The 21840-nt window shown below is 57.5% G+C and carries 21 protein-coding genes; 17 read left to right on the forward strand and 4 right to left on the reverse strand.

All coding sequences use genetic code 11. The features are described 5' to 3' along the window. The gene (gene epmA, locus G403_RS0114510; RefSeq protein WP_027854617.1) at nucleotides 1-972 is read left to right on the forward strand and encodes an EF-P lysine aminoacylase EpmA; all 972 of its coding nucleotides are present in this window, start codon (nucleotides 1-3) and stop codon (nucleotides 970-972) included. A 19-nt stretch (nucleotides 973-991) separates the two neighbouring features. Here the strand turns inward: epmA and G403_RS0114515 are convergent, their stop codons facing one another. Next, on the reverse strand, nucleotides 992-2146 hold the full coding sequence (locus G403_RS0114515) for a MalY/PatB family protein (protein WP_027854618.1): 1155 nt from the start codon (nucleotides 2144-2146) through the stop codon (nucleotides 992-994). Nucleotides 2147-2309: 163 nt separating this feature from the next. On the opposite strand from G403_RS0114515, the gene G403_RS0114520 reads away from it, so the two are divergent. From G403_RS0114520 to G403_RS0114580, 13 genes are all read left to right on the forward strand, one after another. After that, complete coding sequence (locus G403_RS0114520; RefSeq protein WP_027854619.1) at nucleotides 2310-3851, forward strand: 2-isopropylmalate synthase; 1542 nt, start codon at nucleotides 2310-2312, stop codon at nucleotides 3849-3851. A gap of 10 nt (nucleotides 3852-3861) precedes the next feature. Further along, nucleotides 3862-4728 (forward strand): uracil-DNA glycosylase family protein, encoded by an 867-nt coding sequence (locus G403_RS0114525; RefSeq protein ID WP_027854620.1) that lies wholly within the window; start codon nucleotides 3862-3864, stop codon nucleotides 4726-4728. 6 nt (nucleotides 4729-4734) lie between these two features. Further along, nucleotides 4735-5187 carry a ribosomal protein S18-alanine N-acetyltransferase gene (gene rimI / locus G403_RS0114530; RefSeq protein ID WP_036234004.1) on the forward strand — a complete coding sequence of 151 codons (453 nt, stop codon included), beginning with the start codon at nucleotides 4735-4737 and terminating at the stop codon, nucleotides 5185-5187. An 82-nt stretch (nucleotides 5188-5269) separates the two neighbouring features. Further along, nucleotides 5270-5938, forward strand: a complete 669-nt coding sequence (locus G403_RS0114535; RefSeq protein WP_027854622.1) for an energy-coupling factor ABC transporter permease — start codon at nucleotides 5270-5272, stop codon at nucleotides 5936-5938. Between the two features lie 258 nt (nucleotides 5939-6196). Next, on the forward strand, nucleotides 6197-6943 hold the full coding sequence (locus G403_RS0114540) for a FadR/GntR family transcriptional regulator (protein ID WP_027854623.1): 747 nt from the start codon (nucleotides 6197-6199) through the stop codon (nucleotides 6941-6943). A 94-nt stretch (nucleotides 6944-7037) separates the two neighbouring features. Continuing rightward, the gene (locus G403_RS0114545; RefSeq protein WP_027854624.1) at nucleotides 7038-8225 is read left to right on the forward strand and encodes an ABC transporter substrate-binding protein; all 1188 of its coding nucleotides are present in this window, start codon (nucleotides 7038-7040) and stop codon (nucleotides 8223-8225) included. A gap of 63 nt (nucleotides 8226-8288) precedes the next feature. Continuing rightward, nucleotides 8289-9146, forward strand: a complete 858-nt coding sequence (locus G403_RS0114550) for a branched-chain amino acid ABC transporter permease (RefSeq protein WP_027854625.1) — start codon at nucleotides 8289-8291, stop codon at nucleotides 9144-9146. Then, complete coding sequence (locus G403_RS23500) at nucleotides 9146-10156, forward strand: branched-chain amino acid ABC transporter permease (protein WP_051299086.1); 1011 nt, start codon at nucleotides 9146-9148, stop codon at nucleotides 10154-10156. The genes G403_RS0114550 and G403_RS23500 overlap by 1 nt, the downstream gene beginning before the upstream one ends. After that, nucleotides 10156-10908, forward strand: a complete 753-nt coding sequence (locus tag G403_RS0114560; protein ID WP_027854626.1) for an ABC transporter ATP-binding protein — start codon at nucleotides 10156-10158, stop codon at nucleotides 10906-10908. The genes G403_RS23500 and G403_RS0114560 overlap by 1 nt, the downstream gene beginning before the upstream one ends. Continuing rightward, the gene (locus G403_RS0114565) at nucleotides 10905-11600 is read left to right on the forward strand and encodes an ABC transporter ATP-binding protein (protein WP_211232688.1); all 696 of its coding nucleotides are present in this window, start codon (nucleotides 10905-10907) and stop codon (nucleotides 11598-11600) included. The genes G403_RS0114560 and G403_RS0114565 overlap by 4 nt, the downstream gene beginning before the upstream one ends. Nucleotides 11601-11627: 27 nt before the next feature. Further along, a complete protein-coding gene (locus G403_RS0114570; RefSeq protein WP_027854628.1) occupies nucleotides 11628-12896 on the forward strand; it encodes a Zn-dependent hydrolase in 1269 nt (422 codons plus the stop codon). Then, a complete protein-coding gene (locus G403_RS0114575; protein ID WP_027854629.1) occupies nucleotides 12893-14311 on the forward strand; it encodes an amidase in 1419 nt (472 codons plus the stop codon). The genes G403_RS0114570 and G403_RS0114575 overlap by 4 nt, the downstream gene beginning before the upstream one ends. Nucleotides 14312-14315: 4 nt before the next feature. After that, entirely contained in the window at nucleotides 14316-15236 is a 921-nt protein-coding gene (locus G403_RS0114580; protein ID WP_027854630.1) for a LysR family transcriptional regulator, read from the forward strand. A gap of 10 nt (nucleotides 15237-15246) precedes the next feature. Here G403_RS0114580 and G403_RS0114585 read toward each other — a convergent pair whose 3' ends face one another. Then, nucleotides 15247-15777, reverse strand: a complete 531-nt coding sequence (locus G403_RS0114585) for a response regulator transcription factor (protein ID WP_027854631.1) — start codon at nucleotides 15775-15777, stop codon at nucleotides 15247-15249. Further along, a complete protein-coding gene (locus G403_RS0114590) occupies nucleotides 15774-17036 on the reverse strand; it encodes an ATP-binding protein (protein ID WP_036233985.1) in 1263 nt (420 codons plus the stop codon). The genes G403_RS0114585 and G403_RS0114590 overlap by 4 nt, the downstream gene beginning before the upstream one ends. 362 nt (nucleotides 17037-17398) lie before the next feature. Here G403_RS0114590 and G403_RS0114595 point away from each other — a divergent pair, with 362 nt between their 5' ends. The 3 genes from G403_RS0114595 to G403_RS0114605 all read left to right on the forward strand — a co-directional run bounded on the left by G403_RS0114595 (nucleotide 17399) and on the right by G403_RS0114605 (nucleotide 21435). Next, nucleotides 17399-18916, forward strand: coding sequence for a methyl-accepting chemotaxis protein (locus G403_RS0114595; protein ID WP_211232689.1), 1518 nt, complete (start codon nucleotides 17399-17401; stop codon nucleotides 18914-18916). A gap of 100 nt (nucleotides 18917-19016) precedes the next feature. Continuing rightward, the gene (locus G403_RS0114600; protein WP_027854634.1) at nucleotides 19017-20600 is read left to right on the forward strand and encodes a peptide chain release factor 3; all 1584 of its coding nucleotides are present in this window, start codon (nucleotides 19017-19019) and stop codon (nucleotides 20598-20600) included. A 13-nt stretch (nucleotides 20601-20613) separates the two neighbouring features. Continuing rightward, the gene (locus G403_RS0114605) at nucleotides 20614-21435 is read left to right on the forward strand and encodes a TatD family hydrolase (RefSeq protein WP_245578339.1); all 822 of its coding nucleotides are present in this window, start codon (nucleotides 20614-20616) and stop codon (nucleotides 21433-21435) included. Here the strand turns inward: G403_RS0114605 and G403_RS0114610 are convergent. Next, nucleotides 21410-21808 carry a hypothetical protein gene (locus G403_RS0114610; protein ID WP_027854636.1) on the reverse strand — a complete coding sequence of 133 codons (399 nt, stop codon included), beginning with the start codon at nucleotides 21806-21808 and terminating at the stop codon, nucleotides 21410-21412. The two genes, G403_RS0114605 and G403_RS0114610, sit on opposite strands and share 26 nt — an antisense overlap. Nucleotides 21809-21840 lie beyond the last annotated feature (32 nt).

The raw sequence follows: 21840 nt of genomic DNA on the forward strand, positions 1-21840 counted from the left end.
ATGACGATTGAAAATGATTGGCATCCATCAGCGCCGATAGCAAATCTTCAGGCCCGTGCTCGGTTATTAGCCCAGGTGCGTCAGTTTTTCGCCGAGCGTAAGGTCATGGAGGTGGATACTCAGCTGCTGTCTCAGGCGGCGGTCAGCGACCCCTTTATTGAGAGTTTCGAGGCGATTTACCGGCCTTCACCCGAGCAGCAGGGTGTCGCGCTCTATCTCCAAACGTCCCCTGAATATGCGATGAAGCGTCTGCTGGCAGCGGGCAGTGGTCCGATCTATCAGCTGGGCAAGGTCTTCCGCAACGGTGAGCGTGGACGGCGTCACAACCCGGAATTCACCATGCTGGAGTGGTACCGTCCCGGGTACAGTGCTAACCAGCTGATGGATGAGGTCGAACAGTTGGTGCTCCAGACACTGCAAGCGGATCAAATTGAGCGGATCAGCTACCGCGATCTGTTTGTAAAGTATCTGGCGCTGGATCCGCACGTTGTTCCAACCGATATTCTGCGAGCGCTTTGCCGCTCACGGTTGGGCGTGGAGTTCGAGGATGACAGTCGCGATACCTGGCTCGAACTCTTGATGTCACACCTGATCGAGCCTCAGCTGCAGCAGCCGGTTTTTGTGCACAGCTTCCCGTCGACCCAGGCCGCCCTGGCCCAGGTGGTGACCGATGAACGGGGCGTCGAGGTGGCAACCCGGTTTGAGCTGTATATGGGCGGCGTTGAGCTGGCAAACGGTTACCAGGAACTGACGGATGCTGATGAGCAGGCTCGGCGTCTGCAGGTCGATCAGGCACGCCGCCAGGCGTTGGGCTTGCCACAGCGGCCGCTTGAGCAGCGGCTTGTGGCGGCGCTTAAAGCAACCATGCCTGAGTGCTCAGGCGTGGCGCTGGGCTTTGATCGTCTGTTGATGCTGGCGCTTGGTGTCGATTCCATCGATCAGGTGATCGCATTTCCGTTTGAGCGGGCCTGAGCCTCCCCGGGTATGGTGATCAGGCCGGCAGGTGGTTCAGCAAGGCTCGACGAATGCGGGATACGGCCTCCTCCAGCAATGCCCTCGGGCAACCGAAATTCAAGCGCATAAACCGGTCGTCCCCAAAATCCCGACCCGGTGACAGGCCGACGCCCGCGTCCTCAAAGAAGTGGGCCGGATTTTCCAGCTTGGCGCCACTGACATCGATCCAGGCCAGATAGGTCGCTTCGATGGGATCCAGTCTCAGGCCGGGGATGCTGTTGATCTCCTCGACCAGGTAGTCCCGATTTCCGCGCAGGTAGTCCAACTGGGCGCGGTTCCACTCGTCGCCATCGGCGTAAGCCGCCTGTGCGGCGGTGTAACCGAGCAGATTCACGTCCGGCACAATCCCCTTGCGTACGCGCTGAAAACGGCGGCGCAGCTGCGGGTCTTGGATAATCGCGAACGAACAGCCCAGTCCTGCGATGTTGTAGGTCTTGCTGGGGGCCATCAGGGTAATGCAGCGCTTACTGATTTCAGGGGATAGAGAAGCCAGAGGTGTGTGTGTGAGCCCCGGCTCCAGAATCAAGTCGCAGTGAATCTCATCGGAGCACACCAGCAGGTCATGTTTCTCGATCTGGGCGGCCAGCTGTTCCAGCTCCTCACGCCGGTAGAGGGTGCCGCCTGGATTGTGCGGGTTGCAGAATAGCAGTAGCCGCGTGGTGGGCGTGATGGCTGCTTCCAGAGCCTCGAAATCGATCAGTGTGCGCTGCCCATGGCGCGTCATGGGCAGTGTGACCAGCTCCCGCTCCGACAGCCGTGGTGCGGAGAGAAAGGGCGGGTAGATTGGCTGAGCGCTCATGACCGCTTGCCCCGGTTCTGTGGCGGCCCGACACGCAAGATGCAGTCCGCAGACCAGCCCCGGCAGCCAGGTCAGGTCGTCGGCCTCGATCTGCCAGCCGTACAGGCGCTGCATGCGCTCGATGACCTGGGCGTTCAGTGCCGCCGGGGTGTTGGTGTAGCCAAAAACACCGTGGTCCACCCGTTCATGCAGTGCTCGCAAGACGGCCTGGGGGGCCATAAAGTCGGTGTCGGCCACCCACATGGGCAGAATTTCCCGGTCGCGGTACTTTTCCCACTTTTGGCTGGCGGTGTCTCGGCGGTCGATCAGGCGATCAAAGTCAGTTGGCGGCATGGGTCTATCCTGCATTCATTGACTCGGGAGAGGGCTTAACTGTTGCGTCCTTCAGGCTTCACGTCAACCCCGGCAGCCTCGCTAAGCGCCGGGATTAGGATATATACTAGAGGGCTGTTTCCCACGGTTTAATACCGCCCGCCCTGTAATCGGAGTGAGATCGATGAGCACCCAGGATCGAGTCGTCGTTTTTGATACCACCTTGCGTGATGGAGAACAGAGCCCCGGCGCGTCCATGACGCGCGATGAGAAGCTGCGCATCGCTCGTCAGCTTGAGCGGATGCGGGTTGATGTCATTGAAGCGGGCTTTGCCATTGCCAGTGTGGGCGATTTCGAGGCGGTTCAGGCGATCGCCCGAACCATTAAAGACAGCACGGTCTGCTCGCTGTCACGGGCGCTGGATGCCGATATAGACCGGGCCGGTGAAGCGTTGCGGGAGGCGAACTCCGGCCGAATTCATACCTTTATCGCCACCTCGCCGATCCATATGAAATATAAACTGCAGATGGAGCCGGATCAGGTGGTCGAAAACGCGGTGCGAGCTGTGAAACGGGCCCGCAGTCTGATCGATGATGTCGAGTTCTCTCTGGAGGATGCCAGCCGTTCCGAAATGGACTTCATGTGTCGGATTATTGAGCAGGTGATCGATGCGGGCGCTCGCACCATCAATATTCCGGATACCGTGGGTTACTCGGTGCCTGAAGAGTTCGGTGCGCGTATCGGTGAGCTGATTCAGCGTATCCCCAATGCCGATAAGGCGATCTTCTCCGTGCATTGCCACAACGACCTGGGCCTGGCGGTGGCTAACTCCCTGGCCGCGGTCAGTGCGGGCGCTCGTCAGGTGGAGTGTACCATTAACGGGCTGGGTGAACGTGCGGGTAATGCGGCACTGGAAGAGATCGTCATGGCGCTGCGTACGCGCAAGGATATGCTTGGTCTTGAAACGGCGATCGATACCACCCAGATCGTACCCGCCTCTCGTCTGGTTTCCAGCGTGACCGGCTTCCCGGTGCAGCCCAACAAAGCGATTGTGGGAGCCAACGCCTTTGCCCACGAGTCCGGCATTCACCAGGATGGCGTCCTCAAGCATCGGGAGACCTACGAGATTATGACGGCTCAGGATGTGGGCTGGGGTACCAATCGTATGGTGCTGGGCAAGCACTCTGGCCGTGCGGCATTCCGCGCCCGTCTGGAGGAACTGGGCACCAGTTTTGCGACGGATGCTGAGCTGAATACCGCGTTTACCCGGTTTAAAGAACTGGCCGACAAAAAGCACGAGATCTTCGATGAGGATCTGATGGCGCTGGTGAGCGATGCCCGGGCTGAGGCGGCCAGCGAACGCTATAAGCTCAGCAGTCTGACGGTAACGTCTCAGACCGGAGAGACACCGGTGGCTTCTCTCAAAGTGATGATTGATGGTGCGGAACTTGCCAGTGAGTCCGCCGGCAGCGGCCCGGTAGATGCCACCTTTAAGGCAATCGAGCAGGTGGCCAACTCCGGTGCCAGTTTGCAGATCTACTCGGTGAATGCGGTGACTCAGGGTACCGATTCCCAGGGCGAAGTGACCGTGCGCCTGGAGAAGGCGGGCCGGATCGTAAACGGACTGGGCGCCGATACCGATATCATCATAGCGTCGGCCAAGGCCTACCTTCACGCGCTGAATATGCTCGACGCCAATATTCAGAAAGCCCACCCGCAGGTGTGAGTGAAATTCGATGAGCTTTAACCCGGGGGAGTCACTAAGGCATCAATACCTGGAAGCGATTGGCATCTCCAGCTGGCTCCCGCGTGCGGATTTGCCCGGCGCGGCGCCTTCCGCCGACTGGGTCGCCGGATTTCGCTACCCTGATGCCGGTATGGATGACTGGACCGATGAGTATGCCGGCACTGAGACTGATCCGGTTTCGACCACCTCGAGTGGTGCTGATCGGGCGCGGGCTTCAGTGCAACGTCTGCTCGATGAGCCCAAACCGGATCCGACCCCTGAACCCCGCTCTCAGAGGGCATCGCAAGCGCCTGCGGAGCCGCATCCCGTTTCTGCATCGTTGCCGGCACCGTTGGCGGTTAAGTCTGGAGAGCGACAGCCCGCGCCCCGTATCAAGCTGGCCTTTGTGTTGGCCGGGGATCTGTTGGTTATCGATAGCCTGCCCCCGGCCGGTAATACGGGATTCGGCGCTCAGCAGCAGCGGCTGCTGCGGGGTGTTCTGACGGCGCTGGGTATCAAGGATCAACCCAGTGAAGCGGCGCTGCTGTCCTGGCCGGCTCTGGCTGGCGCCAGTCTCGATCAGGGTCCGGATGAGTTGAAAAAAGCGTTGGCTCGCAAGCTGGAAGTCACCGAACAGGTGCGGCCTTTCAACGCGGTGCTGTTGCTGGGTGAGGCAGCGGCACAATGGGTTCTCGAGCGTGAGGAGCCCATCGGCGCCCTGCGTGGGCTGCGCTTTACGCTCAGTGGCGGCAAACCCTGCGTGGTGGGCTGCAGCTTAAGTGAGGCGCTGAAAGTGCCGGACATGAAAGCCGGCTTGTGGCTGGACATACAGCCGCTGCTAAAAACGTTGGCAGACCCGGGGCTGGCTGGAGAGTAATTGACGGTGGAGAGGCAACTTCGGCAGGCCAGTGTAGCGGATATCGAGCGCTTGATGCAGTTGGATGAGGTCTGCTTTGATGATCCCTGGTCGCAACGGCTGTGGCTTTCAATGCTGGAAAAGCCGGGACGTTATCTGGCGTGGGTGGTCGAATCGCAGGGGGAGGTGATCGCTTTTATCCTGTTCAGTCGTATCCTCGATGAAGCGGAGTTACTGCGTATCGGGACCCGGCCGGATTTTCAGGGTCAGGGCGTTGCGCGGACAATGTTGCTGCACGCCCAGGAGCTGCTCGCTCAACGGGGGGTTGGCTCCTTTCACCTCGAGGTCAGGGAGTCCAACCATGTTGCGAGGCAGCTCTACAAAGGTGCGGGCTGGAGTCGATGCGGTCGTCGAAAGAACTATTATGCGGATGAAGAGGGTAGCGAGGATGCGCTGCTTTTCTCCCTGCTCCTGGGTTGATCCAGATCAGTCGCTGACTCTCGGTGTAGGCAATCCGTTCCCTTAAACTGATAGCAATTATCATATTCAGGATTCGAACTCTATGAACCCGGGCGACGGTCTTGTGTCAGGTGGATGGCTGCTTCTGACAGGCGTGGTCTATCTGGTGATCATGGCGCTAGCTCTGTGGCGGCTGCCCTGGGGCGTGTTGCAGCGTGAACGCGGTATTCAGCATCTGCTCTTTGGGGCAGCCGTGGTGCTGATGCTGATGTGGTCGTTACGCGCGGGCATATCGCCGGGTCTGTCGATCCACTTCGTCGGAATGACCACCTTGACGCTGATGTTTGGCTGGGATCTGGCGATCTGTGCCGGTACTGCCGCGCTTGTGGGACTGAGTTTGATTGGTCGTGAGTCCTGGCAGTCCTTTCCGCTGAATGCGCTTTGTTTCGTGGTGATCCCCAGTCTGGTGACCCTGTTGGTGCTGCGCCTGGTGGAGTGGAAACTGCCCAAGAATTTTTTTGTTTATCTGTTTCTCTGTGCCTTCCTTGGCGGGGGAGTTGCAGCAGCGGCAGGTGGTATGACGATGGGAGCCCTGTTGTGGTCTGCAGACGTTTACCCCTGGTCCAAGATTTATCATGAGTATGTGCGCTATCTGCCGTTGATCATGTTCCCCGAAGGGCTGCTCAACGGCATTATCATGACCGGCATGATGGTGTTTCATCCCGACTGGATACGCACTTTCGATGCTCGGCACTACATTGATGAGCAGTGATTTTGTATCCAAAATCAGCGAAAAGCCGCTAATAGGTTTTTAGGTGGCTGCGCCTTTGATTGTGTAGGGCCTGAAATAAGTCGGTTTCATTCTTGAGCAAATTCTGGAATGAAGTTTAGCTCCGCACTGTTTATTTTCCTTATCCGGTTATGGATACTCGATCTGAACTTACAGAGACGGCAGCTTGACTGCCGTTTTTTCAGGCTCTAATAATTAATTATAATTATTTATATTAATTGCCTGTATTTGGGAGCTCAGATGGCCGGACCTAGCAAAATAAGACGGAAGCAAAAACTGTCCGACCTGATTGTCGACGAAGTGAAGGCGATGATCGTGGCGGAGAAGCTGCTGCCGGGTGATCGTTTACCTAACGAAAAAGAGTTGATCGAGCAGTTTGGCTGCTCCAAGGCAACGGTGAGGGAGGCTCAGAAAGCGCTGGAGGTTGAGGGGCTGATCCGGACTCGACCGGGGCCCGGAGGCGGTGCCTGGCTCTCTGAGGTTGGAACGGATCCCGCCAGTAAGGCGCTACGCAATTATCTCTACTTCAAGCACCTCTCGGCCGAGCAGGTGTATCAGATGCGTAAGCTGATTGAAGTTGAGCTGGCAGTGTCGGTTGTCGGCCACCTAAAAGAGCGTGATTTTGAGCTGCTGAACAAATATATAAACGCCTGCAGCGAGCCCCCGGTCACCGAGGAAGAGCAGCGAGAACAGCGGATTGCCGAGCTGGAGTTCCATAATGTATTGGCTGACGCCTGCCCGAACCCTCTGCTCGGCTTTGTTGCTCGCTTTCTCAACGAGACCTTGCGCGACTTGGTAGTGCTGAAGAAGTCGTACCAGATTGATGCCTACGAATTCACCCGATCCAACGTGGACTATCACGTCGAGCTGGTAACGGCCTACCGCAATGAAGATAAACCCGCCGTGCATCGCCTGATGGGCGATCACATGTGTCAAGCCGAAGAGCACTTTGTGGCTTTAGATGGCCAGATTTCCCGCAAGATGTAACACCCATAAAAATCAGATCCTGATGACAGGATTATTAGTGCCCAACCTCGATGCGAAAAATAACACATCAATAGCGAAAAAAGAGGTAAACAGAATGCAACGGACAACATTGAAGAAGCTTCTATCGGTAGCCGTACTTTCAGCGACGACAGCGGTTTGCTCGGCTGAGGAAGTCACCATCTATGGTGTGAAGTCTCTCTCGGGTTCCTTCGCCAGCTACGGCAAATTCGCTGATATGGGATCGAAATTGGCGGTCGAAAGCTATGGCGATCTGCTGGGTAGCCCGGTGAAATATGAAGCAATCGACACCGAAGGTAATGCCGGCAAGGCTGTACGCAAGGTACAGGAAGCGATCAGCCAGGATGGGGCTCTGTTCTTTAACGGTGCGACTCTTTCATCCACTGCGCTGGCGATCGGTAAAGAGGTCGATAAGGCCGGTGGCGTCTTTATGACTCCGGCCGGTGCGGACGAGCTGACCGGTATCGACTGCAACATGGCAACCTTCCGTTGGTCAGTACCCACGTACGGTGCAATCCATGAAACCGTTGAGCCTCTCATCAAGGCGCACCCGGAATGGAAGCGCTGGTACACCATCACACCTCAGTACGTTTTCGGCGAAGCGCTGTTAAATAATGCGAAGGCGGTGTTTGAGGCGGAAGGTGTCGAGCACGTCGGCAACAGCTATCACTCGCTGCAGGAGCAGGAGTTCTCCGGCTACCTGACCAATGCCATGGCGGCTAAGCCCGATGTTCTGTTGTTGCTCAACTTTGGCGGTCAGTCCAGCAACGCGCTGCGTCAGGCCGTTAACTTCGGACTGAAAAACGAGATGAAGATCCTGGTGGCTTGGTCTTCCGGCCTGGATCAGCTGCAGGAGCTGGGGCCGGACGTGGCAGAAGGTGTCTATTTCGGTGCCCAGTACTGGCACACCGTGGATACGCCGATGAACAAAGAGCTGGTGTCGCGTGTGCGTGAGGCCTACGACATGGCGCCTAACTATCCGATGGCCGCAGACTACATCGGCACCAAGGTGATTCTCGATGCGATCTCCAAGGCAGGCAGCACCGATGGTGCCGCCGTGGCCAAGGCGCTGGAAGGCACCGTTTACCAAGGCCCGACCGGAGAAGAAACCGTGCGTGCGGCGGATCACCAAGTGCTGAAAGACTATTACCTGCTTGAAGGCAAGTCTGCATCTGAGATGCAGGACGAAGACGACTTTGCCGAGATCATCAGCTCCGGCAAGTCTTTCCCGGACGAGTCCTCACTGGATTGTACGCGTAGCTAAGCCGCTCAACGCGCCCTGCCCTGGTTGGGCGCGACTACCTTCTCTGTTGCAGGAGCAAACCCGATGAGTCTGTATCTATTTCAGGCGCTGAACGGCATCGGGCTGGGGATGATCTACTTCCTGATTTCGGTCGGTCTGACGATTATCTTCGGCTTGTTGAACTTCGTGAACTTCGCCCATGGTGCCTATTACCTGTTGGGGTCCTACCTCTGTTTTACGCTGGTCTCCCTGACCGGAAATTTCTGGCTGGCGCTGGTGGTGGCGCCAGTCGCTGTGGCGATGCTGGCCTGGGTAACGGAAAAGACACTGATCCGTCGCGCCTATCATCTGCCGCACACCTTCCACATCCTGATCACCCTGGGAATCGCGCTGATCATCCAGGAGCTCAGCATTGCGGTATGGGGGCCGATCGGTAAAACCGTGGCGGTGCCCGAAGCGCTGAGCGGTGTGTTTCGCATGGGGGACTTTTTCTATCCCAAGTACCGCCTGTTCGTAATTCTGTTTACCGCTGTCATCGCGGTGGGTCTATGGCTGCTGCTCGAGCGCACTCGTTTCGGCGCCCTGGTGCGTGCCGGTAGTGAGGATGCACAAACCGTTTCGTTGCTAGGTACCCATATCCACAAGCTGTTCGCACTGACCTTCGCGCTGGGTGTGGGCCTGGCCGGTCTCGCTGGTGTGCTGGCCGCGCCAATACGTGGCGTGCATCCGTTTATCGGACCTGAAGTGCTCGGTCTTGCTTTCGTCGTCGTTGTAATCGGTGGTATGGGTTCCTTCAGTGGCGCGCTGGTAGGCGGGCTGTTGGTTGGTCTGGTACAGAGCATGATGACCACTCTCTGGCCCCAGGGCGCGAGCCTGATGATCTATGGTGCCATGGCGGTGGTGATTCTGCTGAGACCTTACGGTCTGTTCGGGAGGGCGTAATGAATACATCCAAGAAACAAGCCTCCATTTTCAGTGGTGTCACCTTGGCGGCTCTGGCGGCGGTGGTGCTGATGCCGCTGTTGCTGCCGTCGGCGACGTTGGCTACGGAGATACTGATCTTCGCTTTGGCCGCGCTGGGCTGCAACCTACTGCTGGGTTATACAGGGCTGCTGTCGTTTGGTCAGGCGATCTTCTTTGGCGGCGGTGCCTATGTGGCCTCGCTGACCATGATCCATCTTAATTTTGGTTTGCTCGGAGCGCTGTTCGCAGCAATGGTTTCGGGTGCGGCGCTGGCGGCGCTGGTGGGGCTGCTTGCGATCCGTCGTACCGGTATTTACTTCGTCATGCTGACTCTGGCGTTCACCCAGATGGCGTACTTTCTGGCCTACACGCTCAGCGATTGGACCGGTGGTGATAACGGCCTGCTGGATGTGCCGCGTCCGCCGCTGACGCTGTTGGGCTTTGAAATATCCGACCTGACCTCGAGCTACGCCTTCTACACCTTCGTGGCCGTGATGTTCATGCTGATCTTCGTGTTTGCCCGCCGGGTGATCCATTCACCCTTTGGTACCACGCTGGTAGCGATCCGCGAAAACGAAGGCCGTGCTTCGGCGGTGGGTTTTTCCACCAACCACTTCAAGCTGCTCGCGTTCGTTATTTCCGGCGGAATCACCGGTATCGCCGGTGCACTTTACGCCATGCTGCTGAACTTCGCGCCGCTCTCCAATATCGAGCTGCTGATGTCCGAAAACATCCTGATCATGACGATCATCGGTGGTACCGGGTCTCTGCTGGGCTCGCTGCTGGGTGCAGGCTCTATCGTAATGCTGGGCGATCTGCTGTCTTCGGTCTGGCCGCGTTGGATGATCATCCTGGGTATTGCGCTGATCGCTGTGGTGCTGTTTATGCCGTCAGGTCTCTGGGGTGGTGTTGAGTCGCTGATCAAGCGTTGGAAAGAGCGCCGTAGCGGTGTCTCTGAAGAAGCGACTAAAGAAGTGGAGGCCAAGTGATGAACGATTACATTCTCGAAACCGAACAGCTTGGTCTGCGCTATGGCGCATTTGCCGCACTGGGTAGTGTGGATCTGAAGATTCGTCGCGGCACCATCCATACCGTAATCGGCCCCAATGGTGCGGGTAAGACGACCCTGTTTCACTGCCTTACTGGGGAACGTCGCCCTTCCAGCGGCAAGATCCGTTTCGACGGCCAGGATCTGACGCGTCAGCCGGCGCATAAGCGTGTTGCATCCGGTATGTCACGCTCGTTCCAGATCACCAGCCTGTTTCAGAATCTGAGCGTACGGGAGAACCTACGCCTGGCCGCCCAGGGGCGTGATGGTTTAGGTGCTCTGGCGTTCTGGTATTCCGACACACACAGGGCAAAGCACCTGGAAAAAGCGGATGAAGTGCTGGAGCGGATCAAGCTGACTCATCTGGCGAATACCGATGCGGGTGACCTGTCCCATGGTCAGCAGCGGGTGCTCGAAGTAGGGATGTCGCTGTGCAGCGATCCCGAGCTTTTGTTACTCGACGAGCCGACCTCTGGCATGGGAGTGGATGATATACCGGTGATGACCCAGCTGATCTCCGAGCTTGGCAAGGACCATACGGTGATGTTGATCGAGCACAACATGAAACTGGTGATGTCGATCTCCGACCTCATCACCGTGATGCACCAGGGCAACATCCTGATCGAGGGCGAGCCGGAAGAGGTGCGCGGCGATGAGCGGGTCAAGAAAGCCTATCTGGGGGAGGGTGGATGATGAAGCTTGAGATTAACAGGATTCACTCCTACTACGGCAAGAGCCATGTCCTGGAGGGCGTCTCTCTGGAGGTTAATCCAGGGGAGCTGGTTACGCTGCTGGGCCGCAATGGTGCCGGTAAGACCACCACGCTGCGCAGTATCGTTGGCATCGTGCGACCGGCTGAAGGCTCCATCGTTTTCGATGGAGAGGAACTGATCGGCAAAGAGGTCTTCGAGATCGCACGCCTGGGCGTGTCACTGGTGCCCGAGCATCGCGGTATCTTCGGCCTGCTGAGCGTCGAAGAAAACCTGGCTATCGCCCTGCGCGCCAGTAGCCGTTGGAGTCTGAGCGATGTGTACGAAATGTTCCCGCGCCTCTATGAGCGTCGCAAAAATGGCGGCAATGCGCTGTCCGGCGGCGAGCAGCAGATGCTGGCCATCGCCCGGGCGCTGGTGAACGACCCGAAGTTGCTGCTGTTGGATGAGCCCACCGAGGGGCTGGCGCCGGTGATCGTCGATGAGATTGTGCGCATTCTCGGCAAGATCCGCGAGGCCGGGGTGTCGGTACTGCTGGTGGAGCAGAACCTGGCGGTGTGCGAGAAGCTGGCCGATCGTCATTACGTTATTGAGCAGGGCCAGGTGGTTTATAGCGGCACCGGCGAGCAGTTCCGGCAGGAGCAGGCGGTCAAAGATCGCTACCTGGCCGTTTAAAGCGATTTATAGGACAAGACCATGGATATGAAAACTCAAAGGATACCGCAGAATGGGCTCCTCACCGTAGACCGCGACCGCCTGTGGAATAGCCTGATGGAGCAGGGAAAAATCGGCGAAACCGACAAGGGCGGACTCAATCGTCAGGCGCTGACCGACCTGGATCGACAGGTGCGGGAGCTGTTTATGAAGTGGGGCAAGGAGGCGGGTTGCGAGGTTTCCATCGACCAGATCGGTAACATCTTTGTCCGTCGCCCGGGTGTGGATAACTCGCTGCCGCCGGTGATGACCGGTAGCCATATCGATACCCAGCCCACCGGTGGCAAGTTTGATGGTTGCTTCGGCGTGATGGCGGGCCTGGAGTCGATCCGGCGGATGAACGATCTCGGTATCAAAACCCGGGCACCGGTCGAGGTCGTAGCCTGGACTAACGAAGAGGGCTGTCGTTTCCCACCCTGCATGATGGGCTCAGGGGTGTTCACCGGTGAATTCGAGCTGGAATCTACCCTGGCTATTTGTGATGCCGGCGGCATCTCCGTGGGTGAAGCGCTGACCAAGATCGGTTTCGCTGGTGAGAAGCCCGTCCCGGGCCATCAGGTCGGTGCGTATTTTGAAGCCCATATCGAACAGGGGCCTGTGCTGGAGGATGCCGAGAAAACCATCGGAGTGGTGATCGGTGCCCTTGGCCAGAAGTGGTTCGATCTCAGCATCCAGGGGGTTGAATCCCATGCAGGGCCCACACCGATGTCACTACGCCACGATGCGGGCCTCGTTGCGGCTGAGCTGATCACCTTTGTGAATCGCACAGCGCTGGAATATGCACCTCACGGACGCGGTACCGTAGGCTGTCTGGACCTGTTCCCCGGTTCGCGCAATGTAATTCCCGGCCAGGTCAATATGACCGTCGATTTCCGACACCTTGAAGCGGATGCACTGGATGCCATGGTGACCGGGCTGAAAGTGAAAATCGCCGAGCTTGAGGAGTTGCATGGCGTACAGATCAGTCTTGCACCCACAGCCGATTTTGCGCCGCTCTACTTCGCGGACAAGTGCGTTTCCTACGTACGTGACGCGGCTGAAGCGCTGGGCTTCGGGCATATGGATATCGTCAGTGGCGCCGGCCATGACGCCATCTTTCTGGCAGAAAAAGCCCCTGCCGGGATGATTTTCGTGCCCTGTGAGGGCGGTATCAGCCATAACGAAATGGAGCGAGCAGACGCTGATGATCTGGCGGCCGGTGCCTCGGTGCTGCTGAACGCGCTGATCAACGCAGCCGGAATTGAGGAGGCCAAATGACCAGCAACGGATACGAAGAGATCGCCGATCTGACTGCCATGGAGCTGGGACGTCTCTATCGTCAGGGCGAACTCTCACCAGTGGACGCCACCCGCGCCGCGCTGGCGCGGATCGAAGCGTGCAACGGTGCGGTTAATGCGTACTGTTACGTGGCAGAGGACGCCGCGCTGGAAAGTGCCAAAGCCTCGGAGCAGCGCTGGCTCAAGGGTGAAGCGCTCGGTCCCATCGATGGTGTCCCCGCGTCGATCAAGGATCTAACCAAAGTGGCCGGTATGCCGATCCGTAGTGGCTCGCTGACCAGCTCTGATGAGCTGGCCACAGAGGATGCGCCGTTTAGTGCGAGGATGCGTGAGGCCGGCGCGGTGATCCTGGGTAAAACCACTACGCCTGAGTTTGGCTGGAAGGGCGTCACCGACAGCCGCGCCACCGGTGTGACGACCAATCCCTGGGATATCAGTAAAACCGCGGGCGGTTCCTCAGGCGGTGCGGCGGCTGCAGCGGCGCTGAACATGGGTGTGCTGCACCAGGGCAGTGATGCCGGCGGTTCTATCCGTATTCCCGGCGCTTTCTGTGGTGTGTTTGGTATTAAGCCTACCTTCGGCTATATCCCACAGTGGCCGGCCAGTGCCATGACGACGCTGTCTCACCTAGGGCCGATGACGCGCACTGTCGACGATAGCCTGCTGATGATGGATGTAGTGGCGCAGCCGGATCACCGGGATTGGTATTCCGATCGTAAACTGGACGGTTACTGGATCGGTATCCTTGATCGCCCGCTGGAAGGGCTGAAGGTCGCTTACAGCCCGACCCTGGGCTACGTGAATGTGGATCCGGGCGTGCGCGGCTGTGTCGACCAGGCAGTGGCTAAGCTGATTGAGCTGGGAGCCGAGGTCGAAGAGGTGGATCCCGGTTTCAGCGATCCTGTGGAGGTATTTTCTACACTCTGGTTTGCAGGGGCCGGCAAGGTGGTCAGCGGCATGACCGAGTCGCAGAGGGATCTTCTTGATCCGGGGTTTCGTGCCATTGGCGAGCAGGGCATGAAAATCGATATCGTCGATTACATGAAAGCAGCCGATGCGCGTGCGGCGCTGGGGGTAAAAATGGGCGAGTTCCATCAGCGTTACGATCTTCTGGTGACGCCGACGCTGCCGATTACCGCGTTCGAAGCGGGCCGTGATACCGCCGTCGATACCCAGGCCTACTGGATGGACTGGACGCCCTTCTCTTATCCATTCAATCTGACGCAGCAGCCGGCAGCGACCTTGCCCTGTGGTCTGGTAGATGGCCTCCCAGTGGGGTTGCATCTGGTCGGTGACAAGGGGCGGGATGATCTGGTGTTGAACGCGTGCCGTCGTCTCGAGCGTGCCATGCCCATGCAGTGGCTGAGTCGACCTAAAGCCGGTGCCAGAGGCTGATCCGATGAGTAAAAACCTGCTTGGGCAGATCAGCGATATCGATCTGCGTCTGCTGAAAGTGTTCCGCACCGTGGTAGAGGCAGGTGGGTTTGCCCAGGCGGAGGTGGAACTCAACGTTAGCAGTTCGGCGATCAGTGCCAGTATGGCGGACCTGGAAAAGCGCCTGGGGCTGAGGCTGTGTCAACGTGGTCGCGCCGGCTTCGCCCTCACCGATGAGGGCAAGCAGGCCTACCAGGCGCTGTTGCAGCTGCATACCGCGCTGGACGGCTTCCGCACTGAGATCAATTCGATCCATCAACAGCTCAAGGGCGAACTGGTCATCGGGATCACCGATAACCTGGTGACCCTGCCGCATATGTCGGTGACACGGGCGCTGGCAGCGCTGAAGGCGCAGGGACCGGCGGTCAGTATCGATATCCGTATGCTTTCACCGGGCATTGTTGAACGTGGAGTGGTTGATGGTCAGCTGCATTTGGGGGTTGTGCCTCAGGTGCAGAAAGTTTCAGGTCTGGTGTATAACCCGCTCTACAGCGAAACCTCGAACCTTTATTGCAGCTCCGCTCACCCTCTGTTTGCACACAATGATGAGGCGATCAGCATCGAGCTGTTGTCCGAGCAGGAAGCGGTGGGGCAGAGCTTCTCGCTCTGCCCCGCTATGAAAAAGATGCTCGCGCAACTGAACGTTACGGCCAGGGCTTCTGATCGGGAGGGGATCGCCTTTATGATACTGACCGGGCTATATATCGGGTTTCTTCCCGATCATTACGCTGAACGCTGGGTGCAGTCGGGGCAGATGCGTGCTCTTTGCGCCGCAAAAATGAGTTATGAGATGAAGTATGCGGCGGTTACTCGCAAGGGAGTGAGGCCAAACATGGTGCTGGACACTTTCCTTCAGTCACTGGCATTGAGTCATTGTCAGAAGTGAGTTGTCTGCTCTAGCGTCTGACCGGGCGTTTTTGCAGCTTGCGTTGCAGTGTTCGGCGATGCATCCCCAGCGCCCGGGCTGTGGCAGAAATATTGCCATCATGTTCCGCCAGCACTTTCTGTATATGCTCCCACTCCAATCGATTGACCGACATGGGGTCCTGACTGATCGGCTGACTTGAGTCTACGGCTTCTTTGTCGAGTGCCGCCAGTATCTGGTCTGCATCCGCCGGTTTTGGCAGGTAGTTGGTCGCCCCCAGTTTAATCGCATCAACTGCCGTGGCAATGCTGGCATAGCCGGTTAGCACCAGCATGCGGCAGTCCGGAGCGAGTTCTTTGAGTTGTTCAATCAAAGTCAGCCCGGACGGCCCCTCCATTTTGAGATCGATGGTGGCCAGATCCGGGGGTGTGTGGCGTGCCTGGGAAAGGGCATCCTCCACATTACGTGCAACCATCACCTCATATCCACGGCGGGTCAGCGAACGCGCCAGAACGCGGGTGAAGGTAGGGTCATCGTCAACGACCAGAAATCGAGTGTTCATAGCTGAGAACCGGTTGGCTGCGGTTGGGGGATCGGTAAACGAACCTCGGTAAGCGTACCACCTTCGGGGTGGTTGTAGAGTCTAACGTCGCCATGATGCTGGGCCAGCGTGGTGGCAGTCAGAAACAGTCCAATGCCCAAGCCGTTCCCCTTTGTTGTGACGAAGGGGCGGCCCAGGTCAGTGACTTCAGTGAGGGGCAATCCGGGGCCATGATCGCGAATTTTGAGCCAGACCTGCTCTGTGTCCCAGCTCAGATCAATCTCTATCGGTGCGTCTGACGCGTCCATGGCATTGTTGAGCAGGTTGGTCAGAGACTGCTGCAGCTGTGGGCTATCACTGATAGCCGGGGCTTTCCCGGCGGACACCGGAGATACACGGTACTGCGCTTGTGGCCTGATCAGCAGCCAGCGTTCGAGGAGCTCATGTAGCGCCTCATCGGCAGGGCGGTTTACTTCTGCGCCGGCTTCCTCGGCGTTGCGTGCCATCGATTTCAGGCGGGCTGAACACGCATCGACCTGTTGGCGCAATAAGGCGATATCCTCGGCGAACTCCGGGGTTCTGGCTTCCAGAGTCATATCATTCAGAATGACGCTCATGGTTGAAAGCGGTGTGCCCAGCTCATGTGCAGTACCGGCTGCAAATGTCGCAAGTGAGACCATCTGCTGATCGCGCAGGCGTCTTTCGCGCTCTCGGTGCAGCCGGCTTTCCTGCTGACGCATGGTTTGCTGAAGCCGAACAATAAACCAGGTGATCAATACCACGGTGAACAGAAAATTGAGCCACATCCCGGTAATGTGGATGTCAAACAGGGACGACAGGCTGTACTGGTGTCCGGTCTGAGCAGGCAGGACGGGGATGTAGTAATGCAGCAGCGAGCTGTAAAAGAGGACCACGATCAGGGCCATCAACCAGGTGAAACGCCAGGACAGGGTCGCAGCGCTGATCAGTAGAGGGATCAATAGCAGGGAAATAAATGGATTGGTGGCGCCACCCGTTTGGTAGATCAAAGCGCCGTACAGTGCTGCATCCGCCGTCAGCTGGGCAAAGAGTTCGGTTTCAGTGACCGGCCATACCGAATGTAATCGAGCGTAGGTAAACAGGTTGACCAGTGCCATAACGCCGAGCGTCGCGGCGAGCAGCCAGACATTGATATCGGCGCGTAAGACGTAAACTGCCATCAACAGCGCGCTGCTGAGCCCGAACAGCGTGAGCGTCCGCAGGTAGGTTAACTGGAGTAGCGCGTTGTGATATCCGGGCATGAAGCAACTCACCAGAGAATAGAGCTCAGATTTTACCCTGTTGCGACCTGAACCTCATGAGGCGAAATGTCGCAATCCGTAAAGGCCGGTGCTAAGTTTTTGTAAAACACTACAGATGGTGCGGCTACAGCCGATAAAAACTGTATCCCGGAGACGTTAAAACAGTGCGTACCGTCAATAAACGTCTTTATAAAACGTTGAGTGCGCGCGCTGAGCCCTATACTGAAAATTGAAAACAATAATCTATCGCTGAGGCGTCTGGAATGAATCTACGTAGTATTCGAGTAAAAAGCTCCCTACCCAGCTTGCTGCTTGCTTTAACGATTGGGCTGATTTGGGTTCTTTTTTCACGTTTATCGTCTATGCAAAATGCCGGCATTGAACACCAGGTTGATGATTTTATCCCTGCTATTTCGGCAGTTCTCAACGCCGACAGAGATCTGTACCAGGCCCGTGAGGCAGAACTGCGACTGCTCGCCAATAATGGTGATACGGAGAGTCTGGAGAGCGACCGCCAGGAAAACGCACAGCAGGTGAAAGATCGTTTTGCGACGTACAGGGATAAGATGAGCGCATACCCGGAGGTGCTTGGCCGCTTCACGGGGTTTGATAAAGCCTTTTCGGATTGGCTCAGTGCGTCCGATGCGGTTGTCGCGAGTATTGGGCAGCCGGAGTCGGCCATGCTTGCCGCGCAGCAAAGAGCCACCGACGCGTTCGGTAACCTGAGGGATATTCTGGATAAAGCGGGTGAGGCAGCCAGTAAACTCTCTGAGGAGGATCATGATCGAATCGCCAGTGAAGTCAGTACATCACAGACGATAGGAACAGTGATTGTTGCGATTGTGTTGGTGATTGCACTGGCAACCAGTTACTGGGTACCGAAACGGTTGACGCGTCAGGTGCTGGATCTCAACGCGAGTGTTCGGGAGATCGCCGAGGGAGATGGGGATCTGACGGCGCGTATCGAGGTACGTAGTCGCGACGAACTTGGCGACTTGGCCACGGAATTTAATCTTTTCGTTGATAAACTCCAGTCCCTGATTAGTTCCATAAAAGATCAGTCCGCTGCCTTTGGGCGTTTGATACAGAGCCTGTCGGAGTCATCAGATCGCACCCGCGAAATCACAGGTGGTTTGGGCAATGCTGCACACTCCATCGTCAGCGCCGTTCATGAAATGAGCCTCGCCAATAAAGAGATGGCGACGGTCGCCAACGGCACAGCCCAGGAAGCTGAAACATCCACGGGTCTGGTCGAGCAGGGCGAAACCGTATTGATCAGCGCAACAGGGAGTATCGAGTCACTGGCTTCTGATATGGAGCAGGCCCGGGAGCGTTCCAGCGAGCTGGAACAGGAGTCGACCGAGATTGCGTCGGTGGTGGATGTGATTGGTGATATCGCAGAGCAAACCAACCTGCTGGCGCTGAACGCTGCTATCGAGGCGGCTCGCGCGGGTGAGCAGGGACGCGGCTTTGCGGTGGTGGCGGATGAAGTGCGCGTACTGGCCACGCGTACCCAGGAGAGCACGGGTAAAATACAGGCGATGATCGAACGTCTGCAGAAAAGCGTCTCTCATTCAGTCACCGTGATCGATTCCAGCAAAGCCTCGGCCGATAAGTCTGTCGCCAGCCTGACAGAAATGAACCAGCTCTTTGATTCTCTGCGAGAGTCGTTTACCCGCGTGAGTGACCTGTCGGTGCAGACCGCCCAGGCAACCGAGGAACAAAGTGCAGTCTCGGATGAGATTGCTCAGAATCTCACCTCTCTCAATGATCAGACAGCATCGGCGGCTGAGGTGGCTGAGGCAAATGATGCCCTGGCGGCTGATATCAACCGCCTGTCACGGGAGTTGGAGCATCTTGTTGGACGGTTCAAGGTCTGATCGATTGTCGAACGGCTTCTGATCGGCGAGAATAGCGCTTTTTCGAATCCTGGCCGCCGTTAGCGCGGCGGCCATGTAAAAAGCTGGAAACTCCCTACCCATGTCTCAGAACGTTCAGCACGAAGTTGCCAAACGCCGCACTTTTGCGATCATTTCGCACCCGGATGCCGGTAAGACCACGATCACCGAAAAACTGCTGCTGATCGGTCAGCTGATCCAGGTGGCCGGGACCGTGAAGGGGCGGGGTAGTGACCGCCATGCCACCTCCGACTGGATGAGCATGGAGCAGGAGCGTGGTATCTCGATCACATCATCGGTGATGCAGTTTCCCTACAAGGAGCGCATCGTCAACCTGCTGGATACCCCGGGGCACGAGGACTTTTCCGAGGATACCTACCGTACCCTGACGGCAGTGGATTCGGCGCTTATGGTGGTGGACGGTGCCAAGGGCGTCGAGGAACGGACCATCAAGCTGATGGATGTCTGCCGTCTGCGAGATACCCCGATCTTCTCCTTCGTCAACAAACTGGACCGCGATATTCGTGACCCCATCGAGTTGCTCGACGAAATTGAAGAGGTTCTGAAGATAGAGGCGGCGCCGATTAACTGGCCGATCGGGTCCGGCAAGCGCTTCAAGGGCGTTTACAACCTCTACACCGATACGCTGCATCTTTTTACGCCGGGAATGGGGCATACGCTGGCAGAGGAAAAGCTGATCACCGGCTTGGCGTCGGACGAAGCCAAGGCGTTGCTGGAGGATGATTACGACGAGTTCGTCGACGAAATCGAGCTGGTCCGCGGTGCCACTCATGAGTGGGATCAGGAAGCCTATCTGGCCGGTAAGCAGACACCAGTCTATTTCGGTACGGCACTGGGTAATTTCGGGGTCCGGGAGATGCTCGACGACTTCGTCGACTGGGCTCCGGCGCCCCCGGCTCGCGGTACCGAGTCCCGCGATGTTGAGTCCACCGAAGAGAAGTTTTCCGGTTTCGTGTTTAAGATCCAGGCCAATATGGATCCCAAGCACCGTGACCGCATCGCTTTTATGCGAATCTGTTCGGGCTCCTACACCCGTGGTATGAAAATGAAGCATGTGCGCATTGGCAAGGATGTGAAGATCGCCGATGCGGTCACCTTCCTGGCCGGGGATCGTGAAAATGTGGAAACGGCTTGGTCCGGCGATATTATCGGCCTGCACAACCACGGCACGATCCAGATCGGTGATACCTTTACCGAAGGTGAGATTCTCAAGTTCACCGGTATCCCGCACTTTGCGCCGGAGATTTTCCGCCGTGTCCGTCCCACCGATCCGCTGAAGATGAAGCAGTTGCAGAAAGGCTTGCAGCAGTTGTCAGAGGAGGGCGCAGTGCAGCTGTTCCAGCCGATGAAAAATAATGATCTGGTGCTGGGTGCTGTGGGTCAGCTGCAGTTCGATGTGGTCATGTTCCGTCTCAAGGATGAGTACAAAGTAGAGTGCGTCTACGAAGGAATCAGCGTTGCTACCGCGCGATGGGTAGAATGCAAGGACAACAAAATGCTCGCTGAGTTTGAACGCAAGGGGTACGACAACCTGGCCTACGATGGCTCCGGCTTGCTGACTTACCTTGCGCCAACCCGGGTTAATCTGTCACTGACTGAAGAGCGCTGGCCCGATATCGCATTCCGGGCTACACGGGAGCATTAACGGGCAGCCGGTTGTGACTCTGTGCCATACTGCCGGCATGTTGATCGATACGCATTGTCATCTTGATTTTCCCACTTTCGACGGCTGGCGCGACCAGGTCATTGAGCGCGCCCGCCGTGCCGGTGTCGGTGCCATTGTGGTGCCCGGGGTCAGCGCCCGCTACTGGGCGAGGGTGCTTGAGCTCTGTGGCAGCGCGACTGATGCCGTTCATCTTTACCCGGCTCTGGGGATGCATCCCTACTTCATGCAGGAGCACAGGAGTGAACACCTCTCCCTGTTAAAGCGACAGGTGGAGAAGTACCGTGAGCGGTTGGTGGCGATTGGGGAAATTGGCCTCGACTTTCAGCTTGAACACTACGATGAAACGGCGCAAACCGAGCTGCTTGTGGAGCAGTTGAAAATTGCTAAGGCAGCGGAGTTGCCGGTGCTGTTGCATGTGCGCAAAGCCCACGATCAGGTGCTCAAGCAGCTTAGGCGGCTAAACCTCCCCCGGGGCGGCATTGTTCATGCGTTTTCAGGGAGTGAGCAACAGGCTCAGGAGTATGTGAAGCTGGGGTTCAAGCTGGGGTTCGGCGGGGCTGTGACCTACGAGCGCGCCACCAAATTAAGACGTTTTGCTCAACAGTTTCCGCTGGGTTGGATCGTACTGGAGACCGATGCGCCGGATATGCCGCTGAGTGGCTGGCGAGATCAGCCCAATGAGCCCTTCAGAGTGGCGGAAGTGGCACAGACCCTGACCGATCTGCGCCAGATTGAGCTGAACGATTTGATCGCGCAGACGGCCGACAATGCCTGCGCACTCCTGTCGCTTACTTGCTGTAAATCGAGTCGGTAGCACCGTCCAGTGCGTTCCATACCGCGTCGGTCTGGTCGTTCGCCGGCAGTTGAATGTAGCGTCCGTTACCCAGGGCCTGGGCTTGATACTGCTGGGCGGGTGGGTTAACGATCATCCGCGCTAGGCTGACCGGATAGTTCGGTGGTTCGATGCTGGCACCATAGGCGTCTTCAATCGCCGGCATACGCTCTTCCGATGATGCGATCAGCACCAGATCCCGGCAGTCATTGGACTGGCCCCGACAGAGCATCAGCCGTTCGCTATCCAGCAGGTAGTATTTGCCGACACCCGCCTCGCGCTTGAGCAGGTTACCGGAATCGATACAGCCGGTCAGCGTTATCAGAGCAAGCGATGACAGGAGGGTGCGTTTCATATCTGTTCCTTATGGTTGTATCAATTGCCGTC

Source organism: Marinobacterium litorale DSM 23545 (assembly GCF_000428985.1).
GTDB lineage: Bacteria > Pseudomonadota > Gammaproteobacteria > Pseudomonadales > Balneatricaceae > Marinobacterium_D > Marinobacterium_D litorale.